This is a genomic window from Mycobacterium sp. D16Q13 (genome assembly GCF_002013375.1).
Classification (GTDB): Bacteria; Actinomycetota; Actinomycetes; order Mycobacteriales; family Mycobacteriaceae; genus Mycobacterium.
The window spans coordinates 208552-234216 of sequence record NZ_MAEW01000007.1 but is presented as its reverse complement, the minus strand read 5'-3'; the positions used below and the strand labels follow the sequence as shown (position 1 = coordinate 234216).

Annotated in this window: 27 protein-coding genes and 1 tRNA gene; 21 read left to right on the top strand and 7 right to left on the bottom strand. The window is 63.2% G+C overall.

Features of this window, described 5'->3' with window-relative positions; genetic code table 11:
• Window positions 1-28: 28 nt before the first annotated feature.
• Window positions 29-946, bottom strand: coding sequence for a hypothetical protein (locus B4400_RS08145; RefSeq protein ID WP_139361314.1), 918 nt, complete (start codon window positions 944-946; stop codon window positions 29-31).
• 163 nt (window positions 947-1109) lie between these two features.
• Here B4400_RS08145 and B4400_RS08140 point away from each other — a divergent pair, with 163 nt between their 5' ends.
• The 3 genes from B4400_RS08140 to B4400_RS24595 all read left to right on the top strand — a co-directional run bounded on the left by B4400_RS08140 (window position 1110) and on the right by B4400_RS24595 (window position 2416).
• Entirely contained in the window at window positions 1110-1334 is a 225-nt protein-coding gene (locus tag B4400_RS08140) for a hypothetical protein (RefSeq protein WP_078309243.1), read from the top strand.
• Window positions 1335-1475: 141 nt separating this feature from the next.
• Window positions 1476-1919 carry a Panacea domain-containing protein gene (locus B4400_RS08135; protein WP_170914946.1) on the top strand — a complete coding sequence of 148 codons (444 nt, stop codon included), beginning with the start codon at window positions 1476-1478 and terminating at the stop codon, window positions 1917-1919.
• A gap of 89 nt (window positions 1920-2008) precedes the next feature.
• Entirely contained in the window at window positions 2009-2416 is a 408-nt protein-coding gene (locus B4400_RS24595; protein WP_078309242.1) for a hypothetical protein, read from the top strand.
• Window positions 2417-2830: 414 nt separating this feature from the next.
• On the opposite strand, the gene B4400_RS08125 is transcribed toward B4400_RS24595, so the two are convergent.
• Window positions 2831-3013 carry a hypothetical protein gene (locus tag B4400_RS08125; protein WP_078309241.1) on the bottom strand — a complete coding sequence of 61 codons (183 nt, stop codon included), beginning with the start codon at window positions 3011-3013 and terminating at the stop codon, window positions 2831-2833.
• A gap of 459 nt (window positions 3014-3472) precedes the next feature.
• Between B4400_RS08125 and B4400_RS08120 the strand changes: the two genes are divergently transcribed.
• The 14 genes from B4400_RS08120 (at window position 3473) to B4400_RS08060 (ending at window position 16764) form a co-directional block, all read left to right on the top strand.
• Window positions 3473-3658: a helix-turn-helix domain-containing protein gene (locus B4400_RS08120; RefSeq protein WP_078309240.1), complete on the top strand. Its 186-nt coding sequence runs from the start codon at window positions 3473-3475 to the stop codon at window positions 3656-3658.
• A 73-nt stretch (window positions 3659-3731) separates the two neighbouring features.
• Complete coding sequence (locus B4400_RS08115) at window positions 3732-4406, top strand: hypothetical protein (RefSeq protein ID WP_078309239.1); 675 nt, start codon at window positions 3732-3734, stop codon at window positions 4404-4406.
• 1 nt (window position 4407) lies between these two features.
• Entirely contained in the window at window positions 4408-6900 is a 2493-nt protein-coding gene (locus B4400_RS08110) for a DNA primase family protein (RefSeq protein ID WP_286151138.1), read from the top strand.
• 10 nt (window positions 6901-6910) lie between these two features.
• Complete coding sequence (locus B4400_RS24865; protein ID WP_286151137.1) at window positions 6911-7036, top strand: hypothetical protein; 126 nt, start codon at window positions 6911-6913, stop codon at window positions 7034-7036.
• Window positions 7037-7070: 34 nt separating this feature from the next.
• Window positions 7071-7949 carry a hypothetical protein gene (locus B4400_RS08105; RefSeq protein WP_078309238.1) on the top strand — a complete coding sequence of 293 codons (879 nt, stop codon included), beginning with the start codon at window positions 7071-7073 and terminating at the stop codon, window positions 7947-7949.
• 681 nt (window positions 7950-8630) lie between these two features.
• On the top strand, window positions 8631-8963 hold the full coding sequence (locus B4400_RS08100) for a hypothetical protein (RefSeq protein ID WP_043078140.1): 333 nt from the start codon (window positions 8631-8633) through the stop codon (window positions 8961-8963).
• Window positions 8963-11158, top strand: coding sequence for a type IV secretory system conjugative DNA transfer family protein (locus B4400_RS08095; RefSeq protein ID WP_078309237.1), 2196 nt, complete (start codon window positions 8963-8965; stop codon window positions 11156-11158). The genes B4400_RS08100 and B4400_RS08095 overlap by 1 nt, the downstream gene beginning before the upstream one ends.
• Window positions 11155-11796 (top strand): hypothetical protein, encoded by a 642-nt coding sequence (locus B4400_RS08090; protein ID WP_043078142.1) that lies wholly within the window; start codon window positions 11155-11157, stop codon window positions 11794-11796. The genes B4400_RS08095 and B4400_RS08090 overlap by 4 nt, the downstream gene beginning before the upstream one ends.
• Window positions 11793-12515, top strand: a complete 723-nt coding sequence (locus tag B4400_RS08085) for a hypothetical protein (RefSeq protein WP_043078143.1) — start codon at window positions 11793-11795, stop codon at window positions 12513-12515. The genes B4400_RS08090 and B4400_RS08085 overlap by 4 nt, the downstream gene beginning before the upstream one ends.
• A gap of 50 nt (window positions 12516-12565) precedes the next feature.
• Complete coding sequence (locus B4400_RS24335; protein ID WP_054416665.1) at window positions 12566-12823, top strand: hypothetical protein; 258 nt, start codon at window positions 12566-12568, stop codon at window positions 12821-12823.
• Window positions 12824-14856: 2033 nt separating this feature from the next.
• Window positions 14857-15546 carry a hypothetical protein gene (locus B4400_RS24860; protein WP_286151133.1) on the top strand — a complete coding sequence of 230 codons (690 nt, stop codon included), beginning with the start codon at window positions 14857-14859 and terminating at the stop codon, window positions 15544-15546.
• An 11-nt stretch (window positions 15547-15557) separates the two neighbouring features.
• Window positions 15558-15743: a hypothetical protein gene (locus tag B4400_RS08070; protein WP_078309235.1), complete on the top strand. Its 186-nt coding sequence runs from the start codon at window positions 15558-15560 to the stop codon at window positions 15741-15743.
• Window positions 15743-16057, top strand: a complete 315-nt coding sequence (locus B4400_RS08065; protein WP_078309234.1) for a hypothetical protein — start codon at window positions 15743-15745, stop codon at window positions 16055-16057. Before B4400_RS08070 ends, B4400_RS08065 begins: the two co-directional genes overlap by 1 nt.
• A gap of 245 nt (window positions 16058-16302) precedes the next feature.
• Window positions 16303-16764 carry a TIR domain-containing protein gene (locus B4400_RS08060; RefSeq protein WP_139361312.1) on the top strand — a complete coding sequence of 154 codons (462 nt, stop codon included), beginning with the start codon at window positions 16303-16305 and terminating at the stop codon, window positions 16762-16764.
• 256 nt (window positions 16765-17020) lie between these two features.
• Here B4400_RS08060 and B4400_RS08055 read toward each other — a convergent pair.
• Window positions 17021-17093: transfer RNA gene (locus tag B4400_RS08055), tRNA-His, on the bottom strand.
• Window positions 17094-17140: 47 nt separating this feature from the next.
• Complete coding sequence (orn, locus tag B4400_RS08050) at window positions 17141-17767, bottom strand: oligoribonuclease (RefSeq protein ID WP_139361311.1); 627 nt, start codon at window positions 17765-17767, stop codon at window positions 17141-17143.
• Between the two features lie 127 nt (window positions 17768-17894).
• Between orn and B4400_RS08045 the strand changes: the two genes are divergently transcribed.
• Window positions 17895-19421, top strand: a complete 1527-nt coding sequence (locus B4400_RS08045; protein ID WP_078309231.1) for a helicase HerA-like domain-containing protein — start codon at window positions 17895-17897, stop codon at window positions 19419-19421.
• A 25-nt stretch (window positions 19422-19446) separates the two neighbouring features.
• Here the strand turns inward: B4400_RS08045 and B4400_RS08040 are convergent, their stop codons facing one another.
• Window positions 19447-20397: an AurF N-oxygenase family protein gene (locus B4400_RS08040; RefSeq protein ID WP_078309230.1), complete on the bottom strand. Its 951-nt coding sequence runs from the start codon at window positions 20395-20397 to the stop codon at window positions 19447-19449.
• A 128-nt stretch (window positions 20398-20525) separates the two neighbouring features.
• Here B4400_RS08040 and B4400_RS08035 point away from each other — a divergent pair, with 128 nt between their 5' ends.
• A complete protein-coding gene (locus B4400_RS08035; protein WP_286141890.1) occupies window positions 20526-21185 on the top strand; it encodes a TetR/AcrR family transcriptional regulator in 660 nt (219 codons plus the stop codon).
• Here B4400_RS08035 and cmrA read toward each other — a convergent pair.
• A complete protein-coding gene (gene cmrA, locus B4400_RS08030; RefSeq protein ID WP_078309431.1) occupies window positions 21182-21985 on the bottom strand; it encodes a mycolate reductase in 804 nt (267 codons plus the stop codon). The two genes, B4400_RS08035 and cmrA, sit on opposite strands and share 4 nt — an antisense overlap.
• 109 nt (window positions 21986-22094) lie before the next feature.
• Between cmrA and B4400_RS08025 the strand changes: the two genes are divergently transcribed.
• The gene (locus tag B4400_RS08025) at window positions 22095-23414 is read left to right on the top strand and encodes an MFS transporter (RefSeq protein ID WP_078309228.1); all 1320 of its coding nucleotides are present in this window, start codon (window positions 22095-22097) and stop codon (window positions 23412-23414) included.
• Here the strand turns inward: B4400_RS08025 and B4400_RS08020 are convergent.
• Window positions 23411-24142 (bottom strand): MmpS family transport accessory protein, encoded by a 732-nt coding sequence (locus tag B4400_RS08020; protein ID WP_078309227.1) that lies wholly within the window; start codon window positions 24140-24142, stop codon window positions 23411-23413. The two genes, B4400_RS08025 and B4400_RS08020, sit on opposite strands and share 4 nt — an antisense overlap.
• 135 nt (window positions 24143-24277) lie before the next feature.
• On the opposite strand from B4400_RS08020, the gene B4400_RS08015 reads away from it, so the two are divergent.
• Complete coding sequence (locus B4400_RS08015; protein WP_078309226.1) at window positions 24278-25657, top strand: cation:dicarboxylate symporter family transporter; 1380 nt, start codon at window positions 24278-24280, stop codon at window positions 25655-25657.
• The last annotated feature ends 8 nt before the right edge of the window (window positions 25658-25665 follow it).

Genomic DNA, 25665 nt, shown 5'->3' with positions numbered 1-25665 from the left:
ACCAATTTGGGCTGGCGATGTCGGGTCATCAAAACATGGGTGATAGATCACTCCAGACGACGTAGCCGAGGAGAGCTGCCAGTGTCAGAGTCGGAACTAGCAGCTCGGAGAAGACCTTGGGTTTCTGTGCGAAGTTCCAGATCAGGTGCCTTACCCAGCGTGGTGGGCGCAGAAAGCGCATGAATCGGTTGGTGTGTGGGCAGGCGTCGGACCACTTTTGCAGGAAGTCTCGGGATGCAACCATTCGTTCGGTTGGGCTCATCTTGTCCAGGTCTCGCTGAATCCCGAGCACCATGAACATCCCGACCATGAGCATCAATCCGAGGAAGATGCTTTCGAGTAGGAGCATGACCATGTGCAGCAGTCCGGTCGCTTCGGGGGCGTTGGTGACCGAGAGTCCCACTATCGCGCCGAGGAGCACTGAGGCGAACATGAGACCAAAACCCTTGGGTACCACGAGGAACTGCCTGAGTCTGTGTTTGGCCGTGCTGGGCTGCCCCTCGTAAGCGGTCGTTCGTAGCAACACCCAGATCATCACCAGGCGTGGGATTGCGCGCAGCAATGCCAGGGCAAGCCACAGGCCCAGCAGCGTGAACGCGCCAAGGACGATGTAGGGCACGAGATGATCCATCGTTGACTGTGGTCGTGGGTGCTCCAGCTTCTCCTGCGTCCATTGCAGTCCTGAATTGGTGAGGTAGTTCACTCCTGCCGCCAGAGCTAAGAGCAGCCCGTATGGAACGGCTGGTAGCAGGACCATCAGCAAGCCCAGAAAGCTGGTGGCCAACCAGTTCCGCACTCGCCTCTTGCGCGTCAGGTGAGGCGTAGCGCCGCCGGTGACGATCTCCCACTGCGGTTCGGGGGTCTGACGCGCCCGTTTGAACAGCCGTATTTGTATGGGCTTGCCCACGCCCCACCAGGGGTTCCAGGGGCGTTCTTCTCCTTCCATGCCAAGTGACGCTAGTGGGCACCTACGACATCTACCTCTGAGGACTCGGGGCTCGACGCGCCGAGAGTGATGACGCACACCTGGGGTGTTCGCATCGGTAGCGTCCTGTGCAGGCGGGGACGTGACAAGAGTCCCTGGAATTTTCAAGTGATAGGGGATTGGGATGTCGGATGAGCATGTGGTGCCCTTGGCGCCGGGGATTTTCGTGGATGGGCATCCCGCGATTGCGGCGGTGAAGAAGGGCTCGCAGTGGGATCTGGTCTACCTGACTGAAAGCGCGGGTCGTAACAGCTTCAAGAACACGGGGACTATCTACGCGCAGCCTGGCGGGCCGCAGCACCAGGTAACTATTAAGGGTGACTGGGCCGCGTCTTCCGAACAGCAGTAGTGGGGCACTCGACAGGGGTGTGGCTTGCGCTTGCATGTCGCTGTGAACGGGATGTACATGTCATAGTCTGCTGTTGAACTAGTTTGGTCGGACACACGGCATCGCCCTAACGCGCGTACGGCACAGAAAGGAGTTTTGTCGATGGCGACCGCGAATGATGTGGCTGCGTACATCATGTGTCAGCATGCGCAGCCTATGACGACGATGAAACTTCAAAAGCTGTTGTACTACAGCCAGGGGTGGTCGTTGGCGTGGGACGGGCAGCCGATTTTCGGGGAAGACATCGCTGCGTGGGCGAACGGCCCCGTGGTCTACGAGGTGTTCGATAAGCATCGCGGCAAGTTCCGGATCAGCGATTGGCCCCACGGTAATCCCGATGCGCTTACAGCCGATGAGCGAGAGACCGTCGATGCGGTGCTGGGGTACTACGGGCAGTGCTCAGGTCAGGAACTCAGCGATATGACCCATGGCGAGCGTCCTTGGATTGAAGCACGCGGCGGCTTAGCGGTGGGGGCGTATTCGAGCCAACCGATTGATTTGGAAGTCATGCAAGATTTCTTCGGCGACCTCGCTAGCCGCCAATAGGGTTGGCCGCGAAGCGAAGCGGCCCAAAGCAGGTAACTAATTCTGGACATGGGCTGTCGAACACGAGTAAGCAAATCAACGATGCCAAGGTGGCGGAGTCGACTTCAGATGCGCTCTTCCGTTGGGATGTGTCTCTCATGGATGTCGGGGTTAGCGATGATGAATCATGCCCGTGGACGTGGCGGCTGCAACCTCAGGAGTTGCAGGAACTAATGCAGTTCCTCGCAGAATGCTCCTGCAGGAAGTGGGCTGAGCTTGAGGCCGACCGCACGGGAGGCAAGGAGCGTCATAAGAAGCACCATGATCACCCGATTGCGGATATTTGTCGGGAAGGGCGAGAGCGGTTCTACCAGTCGGTATCTGACGAATCGCACGACAAGCTCTTCCGTCTGCGGTACGGGGGAAAACAGAGGCTCTGGGGCATACGAGACCGTGCCATCTTCCGCATCGTCTGGGCCGACGTCCATCACAAGGTGTACCCCACCGAGCCTTCGTAGCCGCCAGCGCAGGACTCGATAACCCAGCTCAGAGAGCACCGTGGGCGGAAACTGACAAACCTGACAGTTCTGCGGGAACTTGCGTTGACCCCTGGTACACATACGGGCGGGTGGGGTGAATCCGCAGGTCAGCGAGTCTTTGTGCTCAGAGTGCCCGCGATGATGAGCGGCCGGGTGGTCGGTGTTGACCGCCTCTCTGCGGGACCGACTCTCCAGGGTTCCCTGTTTCCGCAGGTCAGCGGGCAGTCTGACAAAACTGACAGTTTTGGGTCGGGTTACACACACTGTAGAAATTCCCTCTCTCGAATGCGACACGCCGTACGACACGCCGTGAATCGAAAAGAGGGAATTTCCAGACCACATGTAAATCAGAGAAAAAGTGTCAGTTTTGTCAGTTTTTGGGCGGGTGGGTTGCTACGCACAACAGTGCGTGCAGCCGCACGAGCACTTTCGCTCAGGGACGGCCCTGCGGTTCTCGACTTTCATCGGAGCGAGGTTGCGCAGTGCCTCGCGGGTTCGGTCGTCGGGTGCGGTGGCGGGATCGTCGCGCTGGCAGATGGTTCCTCCACGCACCACACCGTCTTCATAGTCGAGCATCTCTTTCCTCCATCGTCGAAGCGGACTCTTCTTGCGAGTGCATGGTGGGCCGCATACGGTCTCGACCACGAACGCGACGCGTGGTTTCAGCCCGTAATACCCATGTGTGACCAACATCACATTCTATTATCTTGTATCGCAAGGTGTTAACACTCGGCACACCTCCGCAGGACTTCGGAGTCGTTGTCTTTCAACGGGTTCCCACGGCATTCGACCCTGCCCAGCTCGTTGACCTGCGTATTTGCTGCTGGAGACACCACTTCTTGCCGTGTGCCGACGCGAGATGTCATATGGTCTAGCAAACTCGAACAGGGGGAGTGTTCGGGCGGTAAAGAATACACCCGAACGGGTGTATTCATAAGCGTAACAGTCGATTTCGATGAGTAGTCGCGCTACGTTGTGGTTACGTGAAGCGTGCGAAATACGTACGACTAGCAACACGCAGAAGGGAGATGTCCGATGACCGAAGTACTGGCTCTGCGAGACCGCGAGCGTGCCGCCCGATACCTAGATATGACCGTGCGGCGGCTCGACGACCTGCGGCGTGCGGGCGCAATCCGAGCCGTTCGCGATGGGAACCGCTGGAAATACACGACCTCTGACCTCGACAGGTACGTGGACTCGCTGCCCACTAACGCCGCTTAGACCGACAAAAACAGCAGTCCCGACCTCACCGCCTGGAAACGGAAGTCGGGACTGCCATCGAAAAGGAGTAACCATGTTCGACTCTTCAAGCGTAACACTGGAATCCAGGGAAATCAGCCCTCTCGCAACTCTGGCCTTCGCGCCCCGCTCGGAATTGCGTTCCCTCGCCCTGGAGTTGCCCGTGCTGCCGAAAGCGCTTGCTCCGGAATCACGGACGAGCTGGGGGCGGCTGGCGTTCGAGATTCTGGAGCATGTCCACTGCTGGCTGCGCCCGCTGCACCAGCTTATCCAGACTTCCGTGACGCTCGAAACCATCATCGAGTACCTGGAGGAGTATCCGCGCCTTGGTCGTTCGTCACGGCGGCTCGATGCCGACATGCGTCGGGTCATTGGCTCTACTGACCCCACCGACCCATATCTGCGAGAGTCCCTGACCGTCCTGGTGCAGGGAGCATGGAACGAAGCTGTTGACCGTTTCGAGACCCTTCACATTCCGACTTTCCGTCCGCCGGACGCGGACGAGCAGCTCACGGATTTGGCTGCTGCTATCGCTCAAATCCGCATGATGGCGTTGAGCTTGCGCGCCGACGAGCATCGCAGCTTCGCCGATGCGCTGTCGGTGATGTTGACCGAAATCGGCTTCCCGCTGGGCCAGCACGACAGTGTGCTGGAGTCCGTGGCCTCGGGTACGCCGATTGACCTGACACCCCTTTCGACCCCACCCGCTGATTTCGAGAGCGAGGACTGAAGTGATCGAGAACAACATCGAGCTTCCCGGCCAAGAGCTGACCTCAGAGCATCGGGATCACTTGGCGGTGCGCGGTATCCCGGCCGACTATCTGGACTCCGACCCCGCCCCGCTCATTCGTTCCGTCGTGCTCACGCATGACCTTCCTGAATACTTCCGCGAGCGCAGCGACATCACCAGCTCGCGGGGACTGCTGTTCGGCAGTCGCCATATCGGCAGCGGCAGGGTGCGGTGGCGATTGCGACTCGACAACCCGCCCGTGGGTGTCGGCAAGTACTTGAGTCAGACCGCTCCTGACGCGCCGAACCACAATCTCATCATCGAGGCGGACGAGGAGGACGCCGCAGTGTGGATCGTGGAGGGAGAGCAGCAGAGTCATTCGGTCGCCGCAGCGCTTGGTGACACGGCTACGGTGATTGGCATCCCCGGGTGCTCCGGGTGGTCTACGGGGGACTGGTCGCCGGCGCTGGAACTCACCGCGTACTGCGATGACCGTGACGTGCTGATCGCCCTGGACGCCGATGCGTTGAAGAATCCGAGGGTCTACGAGGGCGGTGAAATGCTCAAATTGGCGCTGTCCGGGGCGCGCTCGGTGAAGTTCATCCCATGTCCTGGCGGCGCGAAAACGGGCATGGACGATTATCTCGGGAAGCTGCCCGTCGAGAAGAGGTCGGCTGTACTGGAACGCCTGGCGGACAAGGCGACGCCAAGACCCGCCGCTCGTCGCCCGAAGGCCAAGAGCGCAAAGGACGACCCCGGTCACGCCGCCGAGTTGCGGGAGAAGAACGCGGCAGCGCGCCGTGAGGCCGCTGCCAAGGTGATGTCCGACCTCGACCTGGGCGACATCATCTTGGACGAGGCTGGGCTGCCGAAAGTCACGGGTGAGGTGGCTGACGGCTCGATGTGGTTCGACCCGGTAAGCGGGGAGTTCGAGCCCGAATCGACGGCCCGCGAACTCATCTCGGCACCGGATTCAGAGGTCGCCGCTATCGCCACCGGGTCCGATGACGGCGGTGCCTTGACGGTCTATTCACGTGGTGTCTGGCACACCGGACGTGCCGCGTTCACGGCGGTGGTCCTCTCGCTGCTGGGCGACAAGTTCTCGTTGCAGCGGCTGGCGACCGTCGAGGCGGCGGCGCTGACGCTGTGCATCCGGCATCGCCGGGTGTTGCCCGACCGCACCCCGTTCAAGGGGATGCTGAACTGCCGCAATGGAATGGTGGACCTGACCACGCTGACCCTGCATCCGCACGCTTCGAAGTTCCAGTCCATCCGCCAGGTCGCCGTCGAATGGAACCCGGACGCCACCTGCTCGAAGTTTGAGGCGTGGCTGGAAGACCGTGTGGGCGCGCAGCAGGTGCCCGCGTTCCTAGAGGCGTTCTCGCAGTTCCTCGACGAAGGGCGCACGCCAAGCAAAGCGTTGTTGCTGTTCGGTCCCAACAGGACTGGCAAGAGCACGGCGCTGCGTATCGCTAAGGAGCTTGTCGGAAATAACGTCTCGGCGGTCTCACTGCAGCAGCTCGCGGACGGCCAAGGCGGCGGAGGCTTCGCCGTCGCCGAACTGTTTGGTCGGGCGTTGAATGTCTGCCCAGACTTGCCGAAGGATCACATTCCAGACCTCAGCGCGTTCAAGCGGGTCACGGGAGACGACCCCATTACGGCGTCCAAGAAGTACGGGGCGATGCTGACATTCAGGGCGAACAGTCAATTCATGTTGTCGGCCAACACGTTGCCTACGGTTCCCGCCGCCGAGGGAACGAGCTACCTCAGCAGGGTCGTCCCGGTGGCGTTTTTGAAGACGTACCTCGGCTTTGAGAACCCCGGCATCGAGGACGAACTGATGGATGAGCTTCCGGGAATCTTGGTGCTGCTCGCTAAAGCGCGTCAGGCGCGTCTCCAGCGCGGACCCGGCTGGGAGCCTGTGCATCCGTCTGTCGCGGAGCACTTCGCGTCCGAGAGCGACCGCGTAGCACGCTTCATCGCGTCCTGCTGCCGTGTCGGCGTCAAGACAGCCACCAAAGAAGCCAAGCAAGCCGCCGCCGCGACCGGAACCGACACGGCTGCTGTGCGGCGTTTCGGTCCGACCGTGGTCAACATCAACCTGCAGACCTGGCCGAGCTTCCCCGCCCCGGCGACTAAGACGAATTTGTTCGATGCGTTCCAGGCGTGGACCACCGACGAACAGGGCAAGGGGATGAGCAAGAGCTTGTTCTTCAAGAGGTTGGAACAGATTCCGGGTGCGCGGATGGACCGCAAGGACTCGAACGGGAAAGACGTGACGAACATTTCCGTTCGACCCCAGGCCGAGTGGTCGAGCGGCGACAGCGCCACGTCGCTCCGGGAAATCCTGTTCCCCGGGTGGACTCCACCGGGCGCTGACCCCAAGGAGCCCTCGGAGGTCGCGGTGGGCGAGAACGCAGCCGACAACGTGACGACGTTGGATGTCCGGCGAAAGAAGTACGTCGGGGAAGCCCGAAGCAAGTATTGGAAATAGAGGAGCTGACGTGACCATCGACCCGTACCCCGATCTCCCGCAGCTCCCGCGCGCCGTGCAGTTGGCTTGTCAGACCATCCAGCGGGTCGTCGAGGAAGCGCTGAGCAACAGTGGGGACGTGACGCCCAGTGACTAGTCAAATGCCTTCAGCCCCAGGAACACTGACTCCCATGAGCATCCTCACCCGCCGAGAAGCCGAGCAGGCAGAGCACCAAGCGGTCACTCACACGCTCAAGGCCGACCGCCGATTTCTCTGGCTCTGGCTCACCATCGCCACCATGCTCAGTGTTTGCGGAAACATCGGACATGCCTGGCTCACCGTTCCAGCCGGAACCGCCCAACTGCTCGCTATCGGGTGGGCGGCGGCACCCCCGTGCCTCTTGATGCTCGCCGTGCACGGACTCCCGACGCTGAGCCGCATGCTCGGCTCCGAGCGCTCCGACACCCTCCTCAAGTTCGTGGTGTGGGGTGTCGTCGCGGTGACATTCGGCTGGAGCGCGTTCGGAATTTTCGGCTTCACCGCCGCGCTCGGAGTGCCCGCCGCGCTCGCGTGGGTCGCGCCCCTCGGAATCGACTTGAGCGTCTTCGGCGCGACGCGCGGTCTCGTTTTGACAAGCCCGCTCGCGGCTCGGCTCAAAGTCGGCGCGCCACCAACTCGCGCCGCGCAACCCCAGGTCAGCAACCGTCCCGCGCCCGCCACCGCGCCGCGTTCCACCCCTTCAACCGCGCCGCCCGCCGCGCCTCCGGCGCCGCGCTCACCTTCTCCGTCCGCGCCACCCGCACCGCGCCCCGCGCCTTCCGCCGCGTCGCAGGGCGGTGCTGACGCGCCGACCACCGCGCCCGAGGTGATCGCGCTGGCCGAGAGGATCGTGTCGAGCAAGTCTGTCCGACAGCCCGCTCGGGTCGTGGCGAGGATCCTCGAACTCTCGGAGACCGAGACCCGAAAGAACGTGATCGCCAAGCGGCTCGGCGTCCACCACAGCGTGATCACGAGGGTGCTGGCCGAGGCCGAGCAGGAACGCCGAAACACCCTCAGCCTGGCCTCCTGACCCCCCTTTGCCCGACCGCTGGAACCCCGCACCCCCTCATTCCGTAAGGCCGTGCGTTAGATGCCCCGTAAGACGGGTCGTAAGGCACGCCGTAAGGCGCTCCGTAAGATTCCGCTGACCCTTCCCCGAACCCTTTTTCACGTATCCGAGAGCCACCCGAGCCCTCGCTCCCGAGCGTCCTGGAAGCCCGCCCGTAAGCACCTCTGACCGCCCAATCCTGGAGCGCCATAACGGCTCTCGGACACCCGCACCACCCACTCGTAAGCACCGCTCCCTCCCCAGCACCCGCCGAGCCTCCCCGACGCACCGAGCCTGCGGCTCGGCACGCCGACTCGCGGCGAACTCCCTGGCCCCATGAGAACCCCCGCTGACCTGGACTTTCCCGTCAGATTTACTGATACCCTCAGTAGCATCTATAGCTTCTGACCTGCGGAAATGCACCGTCGTCGCAACTTCTCGTGTCACCCGTTTCCCTCGAAACCCCAGCTCACGGGCGGTTCCTGACCAGATAGCAAACGGTGGTGTTAATGCCAGAGTAACGGGAAAGCCTGGTAGACACCGGGATTGGTGAAATCAAGGGTTGACACAGCGAATATTTTGATTAGAATTAGTTAATAGCTCACGGAACTGCTCGCGCAAGCGCTCCCAGCCCGTGAGCATGGCTTTTGGAGGTGAGACCGAGTGGGCAAGTGGATTGGCGTTACAGTCCTTGCGCTGCTGGGCTTCTCACTTCTCGGTGGTCAGTACAGCCTCATTGGTCTCGTCATGTTGGCGGGCGCGGGGCTCATCATCTGGCTCGCCATTCGGGGCTCTGGGAGTTCCCGGAGCTACTCGGTGCCCGCCCGCCCCGGACAGCTTTCTTCGGCTCGATTCGACGCTCGGGAGGAACTCGCGTCCGCCGAGCACAGCGCGGCGCGCATGGTTCGTGCCGCCCAGGAGAACGCGGAAGCTGAAGGGCGCGAGGCGCTTCGCGCCGCCATGACGTTCCTCGCCTCCGAGCCGAGGTGGATGTGATGGCGTCCTCGAATCGCGCCGCGCGGTGCGCGGCCCAGGCGCGTCAGCAACACGCGCGCGATGAATTTATGTGGCGTCAGGATGTCCGCAGGGCGGAAGCCGCGCACCGTGACCTGCTCCGCGACGCCGACCAGGCCGATGCCGAACGCGAGCGCACCGCCGAGCGCGTGAAGACCATCATGGCGCGGGCACAGGCGGACGCCGACCGCGCGGTGGCCGAGGTCGGCAAGCGATTCGCCGCTGAGGAGAAGCGTTTGTTGGGACAGCCCGTAGTGCGGTACACGGGAGCGACCCGCGCCTTGGCGTCGGGCGTGATCGTGTGGCACTGGCGCGCTGCGTGCCCGCCCGCGCTCGCCGCGCGGTTGGGTGTTGGTCGCTCGGATGCTGGCCCCCTCGCGGTGCTGCGACCAAACGGTGGATTGGTCGAGACCGATAGCTGCCCTGACGTGTTCGCGGGACTGGACGCGACATTGTTGGACGACGCGGAGTTCATGGCGTGGGCGAGAACAGTGGCTGAGCTGTGGCACGGGGACGTGCAGCAGCGATACGGAATTCTCGGCACGTTGAGGGATGACGACTGGTTCGCGAGGTTGGCGGAGAGCGCTGGAATCGCGGACTCGCAGACGACCTCGGAGACACTCAGTGGACGGTATGGGGCAGTCGAGCGGAAAGTCGCCACGGTCGGGATTCCGTCCATCGCGGGTGTTGAGATTGGTCAGGACGGGTTGGAGCTGGCGTTCTCCCACAGCTCGAATGCGAGCGCGGCGAAGTGGACAAAGGGTCTCGACCTGCTGCGCAATGGGTTCCGCGCGGCGGGCATGGACTCCTCGAATTTGCGACTCGCGGATACCGCCGATGGCGGGGTGGTGATGCGCTTTGACGATGCTCCGAGTGCCTTTCCCGACGCGGCTGCGCTTCCGGCGCCTGTGCCCGCTGCCACTGTGGATGACGCCGTTCGTCGGGTGCCCGAGGCGCGCTGGCCCGTGGGGTGGGATGCACGAGGCAACCTGATCGCTCCCACTGTCACCAGCACTCGGCATTGCATCGCGGCGGGGCAGCCTGGTGTCGGTAAGTCGGTGTGGGTGCGCAGCGTTGTTGAGCAGTTTCGGCTCAGCGGGTGGGAGATTTATCTCGGCGACGGCAAGGGCTCGGACTACGCGGCTTTGGCCGAGCAGCCGAATGTGCGGATGGTCAGTAGCGAGCCCGCGCAGCATCTTCTGCTCGTGGCCGAGGTGTGTGCCGAATTGGAGCGGCGTCGTGCCGAGGCGAAGATCGCCAAGCGCACGACGGCAGAACCGTATGCCCGATACCCGGGCATCCTCCTCGTGCTCGACGAGTTCGGAACCATGAAATCGGAGGTCTCCGAGCTGGATAAGAAGAACGGGCTGGAGCTGTTCATGGCACGGCTGGCACGGATTATCCGAGTGGGCAGGGAAGCAAGGATCGTGGTGCTCATCGCCGCGCAGGACGTTTACGCCGACACCATTCCTGTGTCGTTGCAGGACCAGTTCGGCCTTGCTGTCTTGCTGGGTGTGCCAGGGGAGCGCACTGTCACGGGAACCTTCGTTCCGGAGAATCTGCGCGATGATGCACGCCGTATCGGTGGGCGGTTGACCCACCCAGGACGTGCGTTGTACGTCGATAGGGTCGGCAAGCAGGTTGTGGAGGTGCAAACCCCCTACTCCTACTCACCTGGCTCGGTGGTGTTGGCGAAGGCACCCTCAGATGAGGTTCGCACCATCTGGGAGCAGAGCGCGAAAGTCGCTGGCTCACTGCCGAGTCTGTATCCCAGGCTCGGCATCAAAGCCACTGCGGACTGGCGTAAGGGTGGCGCTGAGACCATCGCGGACACCGAGGTTGTCGTGCTTACCGACAGCGGAGGCAACCTCCTTGCTGGAGCTGAAAAGTTCGACCCACTGAGCGACCAGTGGGCGGGCGGAGAACAGATCGGCACGCTGAAACCCCGACCGGGCTCGACCACTAAAAGCCCTGTCACGCCCCCTGTACCCGCACCCGCCGACATCACCGAAATGACCGACATCGAGCGCCGCGAGGCCATCCGTCAGGAAGCGATTCGGCTGGGACTCATCCCCGCCGACGAGCAGTCCGAGTCGGTCGAGGAACAAGAGCAGACCGAGAAATCAGAGGAGAACACGGTGACGAAAAGACCATCCGCAGGGGGGTATTCACTATGAGCAGGCATGTCGTCGCACTTGACCCTGTGACCTCGGGGTGCTCGATTGTCCTGATAGCCGAGGACTCTCCAATCCCTCTGGTGAAGTGGGTTCCCGCGCCCTCGGCGAACAGCAACAGGAGCATCGCGGCTACCGTTCACCGCACCACGCAGACCGCCGAGGGTGTGCTGGATTCTGTTCTCCGCAGCGGGAAGCCAGCTCTCGTTGTGATGATGAAACCCCTCTGCGACCCCATCCACGAGGATCCCAGCGGCCCTCGGCGCATGATGCTTTCGGGCGAGATCATGCGACGACTGGTGGACGCGGATATCAAGGTAAGCGAGATCCCCCCGATGACTTTGGTGAAATGGGTGTTGGGTCGATTCGTCGGTGGGACAGCAGGACGCGAGTCGGTCACGAAGACGATGAAGGACAAGTTCACGGGCATCGACACAACGGACTTGGACAGCCGATTCCGCTGGAGCACAGTCGCACTGGCTGCGGCAGGAGCCCTGGCTGTGGGCATCCCAACCCGACTCGACGTGACGGACGACCGACTCAAAAACTTGAAGCTGATGGTTCTCCCGAGCACGTGGACACTGCCCAGCTCGGCTGCCGAATGGCACCAGAAGCACTCTATTCAGGAGGTATCAGCATGACTCTCAAGCGAATTGGCGCGGTGGTTGGACTGAGCGCCGTCCTGGCCGCTGTCCCGCTGACGATGCTCGCCACCGAGGACGGCACGACGGGCGCGATGCCCGTGGCCGCTGCTGCGCCCACGACTTTGTACCCCGGGGATCCTGGATATGACGATGCCAGGCAGTGGGAGAAGAACCTGCCGAGCTACACACCACCTGCGACCGCTACTCACACCGTCACGGTGACACCGACCACGACCACAAAGCCCGCACCGTCGAAGAGCACGGGCGGCGGCAGTGGAATACCCTGGTGGGTTTGGCTCGTCGGAACCATCGCCGCTATCGGTGGATTGCTGTGGTGGGGCACGACGCTCGACGGCGGGAGTTCCGCACGCACGGCGCGCGACGACGACGATGATGACGACGGCGGCGACGACGGTCAGTACCCGACTCCCCGCAACTCCGCCGAGGAAGCTGTGCTCGACCGCTGGGAAGAGCGCGAGGAAGCCCGCGAGCGTGCGGGTGCCTTGCCCCGCCGTTACCCGACCACCACCGAACTGACCGAAATGGCTCGGCTCGGAGTGCAGGACTACGACCAGCTTCCGGAGAATTCGGTGATGAGCTACCCCGCCATCACGAGCACGCCTGTCCCCGAGGTGGTTCCGTATCCCGAGCCGACGAGCGTTCCCGTGCAGCCCGCCCCGAGTGGCTCTCTCATGGACAGGCTCGGCGGCAAGTAGGCCTCAACCCAGACAAAACATCTGACCGACCATCAGAGAAATGAAGAGAAATGAAGAAAAACCTGATCCTCGCAGCCGTGGCAGCGAGCGCAGCGGCGGTCGGTCTTCTCACCGCCCCGCTCGCGGGCGCTGACCCGACACCAACCCCGACTCCTGGGGGCTACCAGGACCACCCGAACCCAAAGTCCTGCGCCGACGCTTGGGATTTCGACCTGTGCCGCGCCACGCACGGCAAGGACATGGGGCAACCCCCGTCCTACATCCATGTCCCATCGGCTTCCCCCGTGTGGACGGGGGCGGGACGATGAAAAGACTTGTCGCAGCGGGTGTCATGGCTCTCGGCATCCTGAGCGCTCCGCCCGCTGGTGCCGACCCGCAACCCTGGTGCACCTGGTCACCCGAGCTGGACACCCACTCGTGCGATTTAATCGTCGGAGTTCCTCCGACAGGGGAACTGGTCGATGGTCCAGGGGACTGGTCTACCCCAGAGACCCGCACGAGGGGATAGCGTGTGACCATGACTATCTATCAATCCCGGCCGGACACAAGGTATCTCGTGTCCCTGGTCGCCGCGCTCGGCGTGGGACTCGGGGTGGTGGGGTGCTCGACTCACCCCACCACCCCCACGGGGGCGAGCGCGGCGGGGACGATCAGTTCGGCGTCGGCTCAGGGCCTGGTGGACGTGGAGCAGGTGTGGGCGAGTCATCCGATGCCAGACTGCTCACGCGTTGTTATTGGAAATGCAACAGCGTCACCAGGATTGGTGCTTCCCGACGATGCGAGCGTTGCTCGGCAGCTCACGGGTGTCCGTAGTCCAGGGTCTGGGGAATGGGTGCGGAGCAAGTTGGGGTGGGTGACACAGGAACTGGCTGCGACTCGCGCGGACATTATCGACGCGAATAGTCCTGACGATAAGTCCATGTTGGACGGGTTCACGAGATACGTCGAGCATGTCAAATCCGAGTTGATTGCAGGACATGACATTACAGATTCTATCGACAAGACGTACCCCGAAGGATGTTCCTGACTGATGGCACCAAAACCCGATGTCGAGATGCCTCTCGATGACCCGTATGCCCTGATTGGAACGCACTGGCCATCTGAGTCGGAGAGCGCGTACCACGTCGCTGAGGTCGTGGCGGATGACGCATCGACCGCTGCCCGAACACAGGCCGAATCTGCTGACGATGCTAAGCGTCAGACCGATGAAGGCATGCAGGGCAGGACAGCTAACAGTGTGTCAGAAGGATATTCGAGCATCGCGGGCCAGCTCCGCCAGGAGAGTGCCGACTTCACCGCAATCTCTGGATGGATGTTGGACGCCGCCGGGAAGATTCGTGCGGCCAAGAAGCACATCGCGAATCTTGTCAGTACGGGTACGAGCGAAATCAAAGACGCCATCACCAGCGAGACGGCTGGCACCGCTGTTACACCGTCATCAACAGACCTCACCGCGAAGTACAGGGATGACATCGCTGGTGTCGCAAGCAAGCTGACCACCGACCTTGACGACATTGGCCACAGCCTTGCAGGCGCGCCAGGAGCTTCCACCACTCCGAGCTACACGAGTGTTCCCATGACGCCGAGCGCTCAGCAGCCTGATCCTCACGCGGTCGTGACGGCCTATAACACAGGCCAACACCCCGTCGTCGAGGCGCAACGCCTGCCGGAAATGCCCCGTGCGATGAGCACCTCGACTGTCGAGTTACCAAGCACGCCAAGCGCACCAGGGAGTACCAGTGCTCCCGCAGCCCCTGTGAATCCAACCCTCGCGGGACTCATCTCGGGGAGCGGTCCAGCGAGCACTCCGATATCTCCGAGCGCCAGTTCCCCGCACGGCTCGGCGTCGAGTCCGCTGAACACCCCCGCAGGACAGGGACCACGTGGCGCCGAGCAGCGCCAGGCCCCCGAGCACCACACTCCTGGACTGCCCAACACCCCGTCCATTCCATTGCCTGATCTGCCCGCCGTGGCATCGGACATCGCCACGGCGGTCACCAGCTCGGTAGGACATCAGCTCCCCGCCACGAGCATGGCACCCGCCACACCTCTCGCGCCCGCGAGCACGGGATTCACTCCAGGGACCAGCGGCACCTCTCCAATTCCCTCGGGGCTCGCGCCAATCGGCGGAGTACCGACCCCGCCACCCGTAACTCAGTCAGTAACACCCGCACCGCAGGGAACGCCAGCCTCCCCGCCACCAGGAGTCCAGACCCCCAGTGCTCCCCAGACTCCTGCATCAGCACCAGCTCCACGCGGTCCCGTGGTGGACGCCGCTTGGCTGCAAAGGACTTATGGGCTGGCCCCTGGTGTGGAACTCCCCAAGGATGAGAACACCTCTGTGACGGCACTATTCATCGCTTACCTGCCCGAACCCGAGGCTCGCCTGCACCGTGCGCTGGCTTCACTCTGTCACCAATTCGAGCAGGCGGGGTGGGCTCAGCCACTCGCTGTGGCCAGCATTCGGCGGGGGTTCGAGAGTCGCATCGTCTATGCCACGGCAGACGCCCTGTCTATCCACCCAGCGGGCATCCTCCTGCCCGCCGAGGTGACCCCGTTGGACGAGATGACAGGAATCTCAACTCATTCCGACCTTGAGGGCAGCCTCATGGTCGCGGACAAGCTCACCAGCCTCGTTCCCCCTGGCTGGGAAATCGAAAGCACTCTGAGCACCGTGCCCACCGACGAGCAGTTCCAGAGCGCCGAGCAGTTCCAAGTGTTGGCGGATGCTGGGGAGCTGTTGGCCTGCAAGGTCTCTCGTGGTCGAGATGATGTGGGAGCGGATGAGGCTGTGTCCACGTTCGCCCGTGCTGCGATTGGGAGTGCGGGTGTTGGAGAACTCGATGTCGAGTCGGCTCGGATTCGAGCCGCGCGGTGGGTCGGGGTGCGACCTGCGGGATACCTTGACACCCTGGCTCGGTACTACCTGGCCGACGCGGCAGAGGCGATGTCACGGGGGAACTGGGGTGAGGCCGTGTATAGCTCCGAGCGGTACATGTCCATCGCGGATACGAAAAGCCGAGCGGCATAAGGAGATAGAAGATGACAAGCATTCCAGAACTGCGCACGGAGGGGTTGCACTCCGACCATGCGGACATCCTGCAACAGGCACTCGATGAGGCCCGAGAGCTGCTGGAACGAGCACAACAGGGACCGTGGGGACTGCCCTCATCGGAAACCCGCGTAGTCCGCGCGGGTGAGTTCGAGACCAAGAAAGGACAGAAGTGATGGGAACTGTAGCTACTACGGGAGACCCCGTAATTCAGATGCACCGTGGAGTCGCGGCCTCGGCGCGGGAGGCGGCGGGTGTGTTGCCCATCGTGAGCGCGGAGGGGATGCGGCCAGGGCACGCGGGGATCCTGGAGAACGCGCTGGGGGAGACGCGGAGGGTGCTGATGGAGCTGGCGCGCGTGGGGGATGTCGGTGCGGGCGGTGCGGGAGCGCTCGGTGATCAGGATCGCGAGAACGCTGGACGGTACGGGTGGGACGCTCCCGAGCGGCAGGTGAAGGGTGAGTGGCACGGCCCGACGCGGGTTATTTAGCGCGAACCAGGAACTCAGGCGGCACCTGTCAGCGTGTCGTCGGTTGTAGGCCAGTGATGTCGGTGGGTGCTGTGAGGATCGAGACCATGACTACTACACACACTCAACTCGCTGGAGACGTAGACACTCGGACTGACGAGCTTCGACTGTATTTGGCGGGGAAGATTGCCAAGGTGGATTGGCGGCAAGAGGTTATGCCTGGCCCACCTTCGGAAAGTGTCTGTTATGACAAAACTGCGTGGTCGGTGGCAGAGCACCTTCTGGGGAGGGACGTTCATTACACGGGGCCGTTCTTCCTGAGCGACGATCACGGATGTACGCACGGTCCTGGCACCCACGGGCGTGGGCACGACTGCGGCTCCAATGGCGGGGACTCGCGTCGGGATACCGTTCGGCTCTGTCTGAAAGCTATCGATTCCTCGACTGGCGTTTTTGCGTGGCTCGATGACCCGACAGCTCACGGCACCCTGTTTGAGATTGGTTACGCCAAGGGGCGAGGAATTCCGGTCATCGTCGGCACGCCGACCGCAGATGAGGCACACGTCGTGCGCACGCATCGCAGCGCTACCAGGGAGGGACGGCCCGAGATGTGGTTCGCGTTGGAGGGTGTCGATACCCACCTCGCTGCCCCTACGCCACAGGCCGCGTTGGCGATGGCTATCGAAATGTTCAGACACTGGCGTGCGGTCGATAACTACGGCTACTAGGTGTCGCGGGTCAGTCGCTCGGGTGGGGATGGACGCCGGGATTTTCGCTTCTACGGCGAGCCGATTCTCACAGAACCGAGGGGTCTGGGGTTCGAGTTGACGTGAGAATCGGCTCTGAGAAAGGCGTTGACTCGAACATCTGTTTCCGGATTATCCGGAGCATTATGGATGAAATTATGGATGAACCAGTTTGTCAGCCCCTCTGGCAAACGCAAAAAGCGCCGCCTACCTGGGTAAACGACGCTTTCTGCATCGGGGTGGCTGACGGGACTCGAACCCGCGACAGCCAGGATCACAACCTGGTGCTCTACCAACTGAACTACAGCCACCATTGCCGCGTGAAGCGGCGTGAAAGATCTTAACCGGTGATGGCGCCTTAGGCCGAATCGGTATCCGCAGCGTTGTCCAGGTTCGCCACGATCGCGACAAGGTCACTGGTAGACGGCCCGGGGTCGGGAACGAAGGCCGCGCGCCGGTAGTAGCGCAGCTCGCGGATCGACTCCTTGATATCTGCCAGCGCTCGGTGGGCCAGGCCTTTGTCGGGCTGGCCGAAGTAGATCCGCGGGTACCAGCGGCGGCAGAGTTCCTTGATGGAGCTGACGTCGATCATCCGGTAGTGCAGGAACTCGTCGAGGGCGGGCATATCCCGTGCGATGAATCCGCGGTCAGTGGCAATGGAGTTCCCGGCCAGGGGAGCTACCTTGGCTGAGGGCACGTGCTGGCGGATGTAGTCGAGCACTTGCGCCTCGGCCTCTTCCAAAGTGATCGTCGACTTGCGGACCTCATTGGTGAGCCCGGACTTGGCATGCATGTCCTTGACCACCGGAGGCATCGCGGCCAGCGCCGCGTCATCGGCGTGAATGACGAGGTCAACGCCTTCGCCGAGGATGTTGAGGTCGCCGTCGGTGACGAGGGCGGCGATCTCGATCAGTTTGTCTGAACCGAGGTCGAGCCCGGTCATCTCGCAGTCGATCCAGACCAGTTCATCGCGTGGGGCACTCACAGTCTGACCACAGTAGCGGTACGTGTGATCCGCGAGTGTGACGTCAGCACGGAATTTCGCGAGCAATCCCGTGCCGACGCCACACTGAGCGATGACGGAGTCGCTTCGGGGCATTAGGGTCGTGGCCATGGCCGAGCAGACCACCGCGGGAGCCACGCCCGCACAGCAGATCGCCGCCGGATATGCCACCACAGGTCAGGCACTTGAACTGGGGTCGGTCGTGGTGGACGGCACCGTCGACCCGGCGGCGCGTATCCGCATTCCGTTGGCGACCCTCAACCGGCACGGCCTCATCGCCGGCGCGACCGGTACAGGCAAGACCAAGACCCTTCAGGTGATCGCTGAGCAGCTCAGCGCCGCGGGAGTGCCTGTGGTCATGGCCGACGTCAAGGGCGACCTGTCCGGCATCTCCAAACCCGGCGAGGCCAATGACAAGACCGCCGCCCGCGCCAAGGACACCGGCGACGACTGGGCGCCGACGGGCTTCCCGACCGAGTTCGTGTCCCTGGGCACCAACGGAATCGGTGTGCCGGTCCGCGCCACCATCCGCAGCTTCGGGCCGATCTTGCTGTCAAAGGTGCTGGGGCTCAATGCCACCCAGGAATCCACGCTGGGGCTGATCTTCCATTGGGCAGACCAACAGCAGCTACCACTGCAGGATCTGAAGGATCTGCGCGCGGTCATCACGCACCTGACCAGCGATGAGGGCAAGGCGGACCTGAAGAACCTCGGTGGCGTGTCAGCGGCGACGGCGGGCGTGATCCTGCGAGCGCTGATCAATCTGGAGGCCGACGGCGGCGACACGTTCTTCGGCGAACCCGAAATCGATCCGAACGATCTGATGCGTACGTCCGGAGACAAGGGCATCATCACGCTCATCGAGCTAGGGACGCAGGCTGCGCGGCCGGTTCTCTTCTCCACTTTCCTGATGTGGATTCTGTCCAACCTGTTCACGAAGCTGCCCGAGGTCGGCGACGTTGACAAGCCCAAGCTTGTGTTCATCTTCGATGAGGCGCACCTGCTGTTCGCCGACGCGTCGAAGGCGTTCCTGGAGCAGGTGGAGCAGACCGTCAAGCTCATCCGGTCCAAGGGTGTCGGCGTTTTCTTCTGCACCCAGCTGCCCACCGACGTGCCCAACAACGTGCTCTCGCAGTTAGGTGCGCGCGTTCAGCACGCGCTGCGTGCCTTCACGCCTGAGGACCAGCAGGCCCTTGCCAAGACCGTCAAGACCTATCCCAAGACGGATGTGTACGACATGGGCATGGCGCTGACCTCGCTGGGCATCGGCGAGGCGATCGTCACGGTGCTCTCTGAGAGGGGCGCGCCGACGCCGGTGGCGTGGACCCGGATGCGTGCGCCGCGGTCGCTGATGGCCGCCATCGGTGACGACGCCATCAAGGCCGCCGCCGCGTCCAGCCCCCTCCAATCCAAATACGGCCAGACGGTCGATTCGCGATCCGCCTTCGAGGTTCTCGCCGAGAAGGCAGCCCAGGCAGAGCAGGATGCCCCCGTCGGGCAGGCTCCCGCCAAGAAGGGCGCCAAACCGGTACCTGAGAAGCCCAGCTGGTGGCGGCGTCTGCTCAGCAACAGGAGCTTTCAGAGCTTCCTCAGCGCGCTGGGCAAGCAGCTCATCCGGAATATGGGTAAGAAGTAAGATCGCGCGTAATCGCCGCGGAGACCTAGGCGTCTGCCGTCCGTTTCGACTGTGGCACAAAGCCTTCGGGCAGCATTCGGGATCGCTGCCAGAGGTACTCCACCAGTCGGCCTTCGAGCATGTTGGCCTCATCCATGACGCGGACCAGACGCTCGCCGAAGAACCTCAGATTCGCGTGGTAGTGCGGATTGCGTAGTGCCGTCCATGCGGCCCGCAAGGGTGGAAGTCCGGCATCGCGATACACGGCCGGTTGCACCATGACCAGCGGCACCACCGCCGCCCCGGCGGCAACGATCAAGCGCTCCACGGCCATTCGGGTACGGCCGGTACGTGCGACGGCACGGTTCAGTGCCACGCGCGCATAGCTGATGTGCCGGGCCTCCTCGACGACGTGGATTTTGGCGATCGCGCGGGTGCGGGGCTGCAGGGTTTCGTCGTTCATGGTCTGACGCTGCAACCGATCCAGTATTTCCTCGACCATGAGCATCATCGAGAAGATGGTCGCGGACAGTGGGGCGAGTGCGGTGATGCCCACCAAAGCCCGGGCAATCATGGGCGGGTCATAGCTTCGATCGCTCAGCGTGTTGATCTGGCGGCCGAACATCACCGAATGGCGGCACTCGTCGGCGACCTCGGTCAGTGCGTATTGCGCTGTGGCGCTGCGGGGATCGCTGACCGAGGCCAGCTTGAGCATGGGGTGCATGAGGGCGCTCTCGGCGAGAATGCCCCAGCTGGCCAGGGCCGATGCCTCCAGGCGCCCGAGCCGAATCTTCTCGTCCTCGGTCATCCGGTCGAAGATCTTTGTGCCGTACAGGGAGATGTATTTGTCGGGCACATAGCGCAGCCCCGGAACGTCGGGCGCATCCCAATCGACGTCGACCTCCGGGTTGTAGGAACGCTCGACCGACGAACGCAGGAGCCGCACGGCCGTGCGCTCGATAGGTGAGTCGCTCTGGGTGATGGGCGTTTGTGACATGACATGCCTTCCGCTGTTCAGTCCGCCAATTCAGTAGATGGTACTGAAAAGTACCGGGTACTTGGAGTAGCGTCAATGGCATGGCGGATCGCAGTGATGCCCGGCGTGAACGCTGGGCGCAGCACAAGGTGCGGGTGCGCCGAAAGTTCGTCGCTGCGGCAGTGGTCGCGATCGAGAGAAATGGACCGTCGGCCACGGTTGAGGATGTCGTCCGGGTGGCGCACTCCGCTAAACCCAAGCTGTACAGGCATTTTGAAGACCGCAACGATCTCTTTGACTCAGTAGCACAGGCCATGGTGGCGGCCGTACGGCGGCAGCTGACCGCGGCCGTGGACATGCGCATCGCGCCGCGACAGTCCGCACAACGCGCTGCATCTCTCTTCCTCGAGCTGGTGCAGCGGTTCCCGCAATCGACCCGCTTCCTTTTCGAGCATCAGATGGTGAGCGTGCGCGGAAAGCCGGCCCCGGCTGTGCGTGACGACGGTGCGATCGCCGAACTCGCCGCGGTGATCTCGTCGTTTCTGGAGCGCGTCAACGTGCACCCGGCCGGCGCGGATCAGCTGGCGGCCGCGCTGATCGGCACGGCCGCGACGACGGCACTATGGCGAGTAGCTCGGGGTGCCGCGCCCGACGAGGCCGCCGGAGAACGCCTCGCTGAAACATTGTGGGCCTCGGTCGACGTGTTTCTGCGGTCGAAGGGTGTCATCATCGACCCGCAGCGATCGCTCGATCCGGGGAAGCTCGAGACGGCCCGCGCGGCGCTACTGGACTTGCGGGGCGACGGCTAGTCGCCAAGCCTCTTGTAGAAGCTGCCCACTATCGGGGCGACGATGGCGCGCGGTGCATAGCCGGCGGCCACCGACATCGCCTTCGACGTGATTCCGGGGACGACGCGCATCTTGTTGCGCTCCAGTGCATTCAGGGAGACCCGTGCGGTGTACTCCCCGTTGATCCACAGGAAGTCCGGAACCACCTTGTCGACGATCGACGCCTCGGTGGGGTCGGGTTCGACGGTGCGCACCGGTCCCGGTGCCAGCAGCGTGACATGCACCCCGGTGCCCTTGAGTTCACCGCGCAGCGACTCGGAGAAGGTGTTCGCGAATGCTTTGGTCGCCGCGTAGGTGGCGTTGTTAGGAATCGGTGAGTTTCCGGCCGCCGACCCCGAGACCAGAATACCGCCGGCGCCACGCTCAAGCATGCCGGGAAGCACCGCCAGCGTAAGGTCATGCACCGCAACCGCGTTGAGCTGCACCTGCTTGCGTTCGCCCTCGGGGTCCAGGCTGCGTATCGGCCCGAAGGTCGCGGTCCCCGCGTTGTTGCACAAGATCGAGATGTTGCGCTCGGAGAGCTCCTTGCAGAGGGCATCACGCGCGCCGGGGTCGGCGAGGTCCACCGCACGCACCTCCACGATCACACCCGTCTTCTCGGTCAGGGTGTTGGCGAGGTCGCTGAGGATCTCGCCGCGACGGGCGGTGATGATGAGGTTGTGGCCGCGGGCGGCAAGCTCTTCGGCGAGTGCCGCTCCGATCCCTTGGGAGGCTCCGGTGACAACGGCGCGGGCATCGGGACTTGGTGCGGGTATCGGCATGGGGCAATGGTAAAGGTTGCCCAGCGCGCGCCAGGTTACGCTGGTCGGAATGAGCATGCCTGGGGTCGAAGAGCCTGTGGGGCGTCAAGACCCAGGACCCGGCCGACAATTGAACACCCCTGTCTCACGCAGCCGGATAGCTGCCTGGGCGGCGTTCGACTGGGGGTCTGCGGCCTTCAACACCGTCATCGTGATGTTCATCTTCACGCCGTATCTGACCGGCAGAGTCGGCGCGGGGATGCCCGATGGCGTCCCGCAGGGCCTCCTTGGCTGGATGATGGGTCTGGGCGGTGTTCTTGTTTTTCTGCTCGCGCCGGTGATCGGGGTATGGGCAGACACGCCGAGGCGGCGCCGTGTCGCGCTGGGCACCCTCACCACATTGGTGGTGCTCGTTGCGAGCACGATGAGCCTGGTGCGCGAGGACAACCGCTACCTGTGGCTGGGTCTCGGGTTGTATTGCGCGGGTTCGGTGTTCAACGAGCTGGCCCAGGTTCCGTACAACGCGATGATGCATGGGCTCACCACGCCCGCCAACGCCTCGCGGGTCTCCGGCCTCGGCCTGGCGGCCGCGTACATCGGCGGTGTCGTTGTCCTTCTGGTGTGCTATCTGGGCTTCATCTCGGGGGATGGACCGACCCGCGGGCTTTTCCACATACCCGCCGCCGACGGATTCGACGTGCGCGTCTCGGCGTTGTTGGCGGCGGCGTGGTTCGCCGTGTTCGCGCTGCCGCTGGTGTTATCCCGGCCGGTACCTGATCCGTGGGCCCCACCGCCCAGCTCACCCGGATTGTTGGGGGTGTACCGGGAGTTGTGGCGCGACCTCGTCGAGCAGTGGCACATGGACCGGCGCATCATCTACTTCCTCATAGCGAGTGCGATCTTCCGCGATGGCATGGTCGCGATGTTCGCACTGACTCCGGTCATCGCCAGCGGGGTCTTTCACTTATCCGGCGCTGACATCACACTGTTCGGGGTCGCCGGGAACGTGATGGCGGCAGTTGGTGCGGTGCTGGGTGGGTTAATCGATACCCGCTTGGGTTCCAAGGGAATCATCATCGGCTCGCTTGCCGCGATCGTCACCCTCGGCGTCCTGATGATGTGCCTGTCGGGTCAGTCGGCGTTCTGGATCTGTGGGCTTGCCATCGCGGCGTTCGTCGGCCCGCCGCAATCAGCGGCCCGAACGCTGGTGCTGCGGATGGCGCCAGCAGGCCGGGAGGCGTTCGTCTTCGGTCTGTACACCATGACGGGGCGGGCGGTCTCTTTCGCAGGCCCCTGGCTGTTCGCCACGTTTGCGTTGCTGTTCCATGCCACCCGTGCGGGAATCGCGGGGCCGGTGTTGATGATCGCGCTGGGACTGGTGGCGGTGATCTTCGTCAAGGTTCCCCGGTATGACCCGGTGACCGGCGAAAACGTCAGCGGCTCAAGTTAGCCCATACCGCTACAGGTCGCCATCTTCCCGGACGTGGTGCTCTTCTGCGTTCCGTTGACGAGCAGGGTGCAGGACACGTCGTGCGAGAAGTCGGCCGCGATCACCACGGCGTTGGTCACCTGCTCGGCGTTCAGCTTGACCTCCTTGCGCCAGGGCAGCTTGACGTTGAACTCCATCTGCAGGGATCCGCTGGCGTCGAAGTAGGTGACGTTCAGGGCGGGGCCGCGGCCGCCGACCTCGTAGACCACCGTCTCGGTGGCGGCCTGGCTGCCCTGCGTCGGAGGGTTCACCGGGATCGGCGGAATGGTGAAACTCGGTATCGGCGGCAGGCTCGGCATGCTGGGTGCGGTGGTCGTTGACGTCCGGGTGGACGGGGTGGCAATAACTGCGGGGGGCCGGTCATCTTCGCGTTGAATAAGGACGACGAGGGTGATGATCAGCGCGACGATGACGACCAGCGCACCCACACCGACGACCCACAGCCAGAAGGTGTTCGATCGGCGTGGGGGCTCGGGATCCTGTGGGGGAGGTCCGTACGACCCGTATTGCTGCGGCAGCACGGCCGTTTGGTTGGGCTGGGCGGTGCTGGAGAGCGCGGGATACTCGAACGCCTGCGAGGCGTAGGCCGGGTCCTCGGGGTAATCCAACGGTTGGCTGGACTGCGACCACGGACCGTATGACGTGGAGCCGCCGGGGGCGGCCGCATCGTCGCGGCGGTTGCTGTCCATGGCCGCCAGGGTACCCGCCAAGCCATCAACGCAGGTGAAAGCCGGTCAACCGTGTTTTCGGTGGATCGTCGCCGGACGTGGGTAGATGGTGGGGTCGTGCTGTGATCCCGGTCACGGTACGGCACGATAGGGGCCATGACTGCGACCGAATCAACGGCTACCGACAGTGTTCCACCGAAGAAACGCAAGGACCGCACGCATTGGCTCTATATAGCGGTCATTGTCGCGGTGGTGCTCGGTGTGATCGTCGGCATGCTGTGGCCGGGATTCGGAAAATCGGTGGGCGTACTCGGTGAGATTTTCGTCAGCCTCATCAAGATGATGATCAGCCCGGTGATCTTCTGCACGATCGTGCTCGGCATCGGATCCGTGCGTAAGGCCGCCAGCGTGGGCCGGGTCGGCGGATTGGCATTCGTGTACTTCCTGGCGATGTCCACCGTCGCCTTGGCGATCGGGCTTGTCGTCGGCAATCTGCTCGCGCCCGGCACCGGGTTGCATCTGTCCGGGGCCAACCAGGGGGCGGGCGCCAAGTACGCCGACCAGGCCCATGCCGCAGGTGGAACCTGGCATTTCATTAAATCGATTGTGCCGGAGACGATGTTCTCGGCATTGACCTCCGGCAGCGTGCTGCAAACGCTGTTCATCGCGTTGCTGGTCGGCTTCGCGGTGCAGGCCCTCGGTTCCACCGGTGAATCGATCGTGCGCGGTATCGGGATGCTGCAGAAGCTGGTCTTCAAGGTTCTCATCATGGTGTTGTGGCTGGCGCCCATCGGTGCCTTCGGCGCCATTGCCAATGTGGTCGGTCAGACCGGCTGGAACGCCGTGAAAGAGCTGGGCGCACTGATGCTCGGTTTCTACACGACGTGCGCGATCTTCATCTTCGGTGTGCTGGGGGCGTTGCTATGGGCGGTGGCTCGGGTATCGATCTTCAAGCTGGTGCGCTACCTGGCACGCGAATACCTGCTGATCGTCTCGACCTCGTCCTCGGAATCGGCACTGCCGCGATTGATCGCGAAGATGACCCACCTCGGTGTCGAGAAGTCGACGGTGGGCATCGTCGTCCCGACCGGCTATTCGTTCAACTTGGACGGGACGGCGATCTATCTGACGATGGCCTCATTGTTTGTCGCCGACGCGATGGGAAAGCCGCTGTCGATCGGCGAACAGATCTCACTGCTGGTGTTCATGATCATCGCCTCTAAGGGTGCGGCCGGGGTGACCGGTGCCGGAATGGCCACGCTGGCAGGTGGACTGCAGAGCCATCGGCCCGATCTTGTCGACGGTGTGGGCATGATCGTCGGCATCGATCGGTTCATGTCCGAGGCGCGTGCGCTGACCAACTTCTCCGGCAATGCGGTGGCCACGTTGCTCATCGGAACGTGGACCAAGACGACGGATCGCGAGCGGATCAAGACGGTTCTTTCGGGTGCTGATCCGTTCGACGAAACCACCATGCTCGACGACCACACCGATACGGCCGCGGACGAGAAGGTGTCCGTGCCGGCCGTCAACTGACGGCGGCA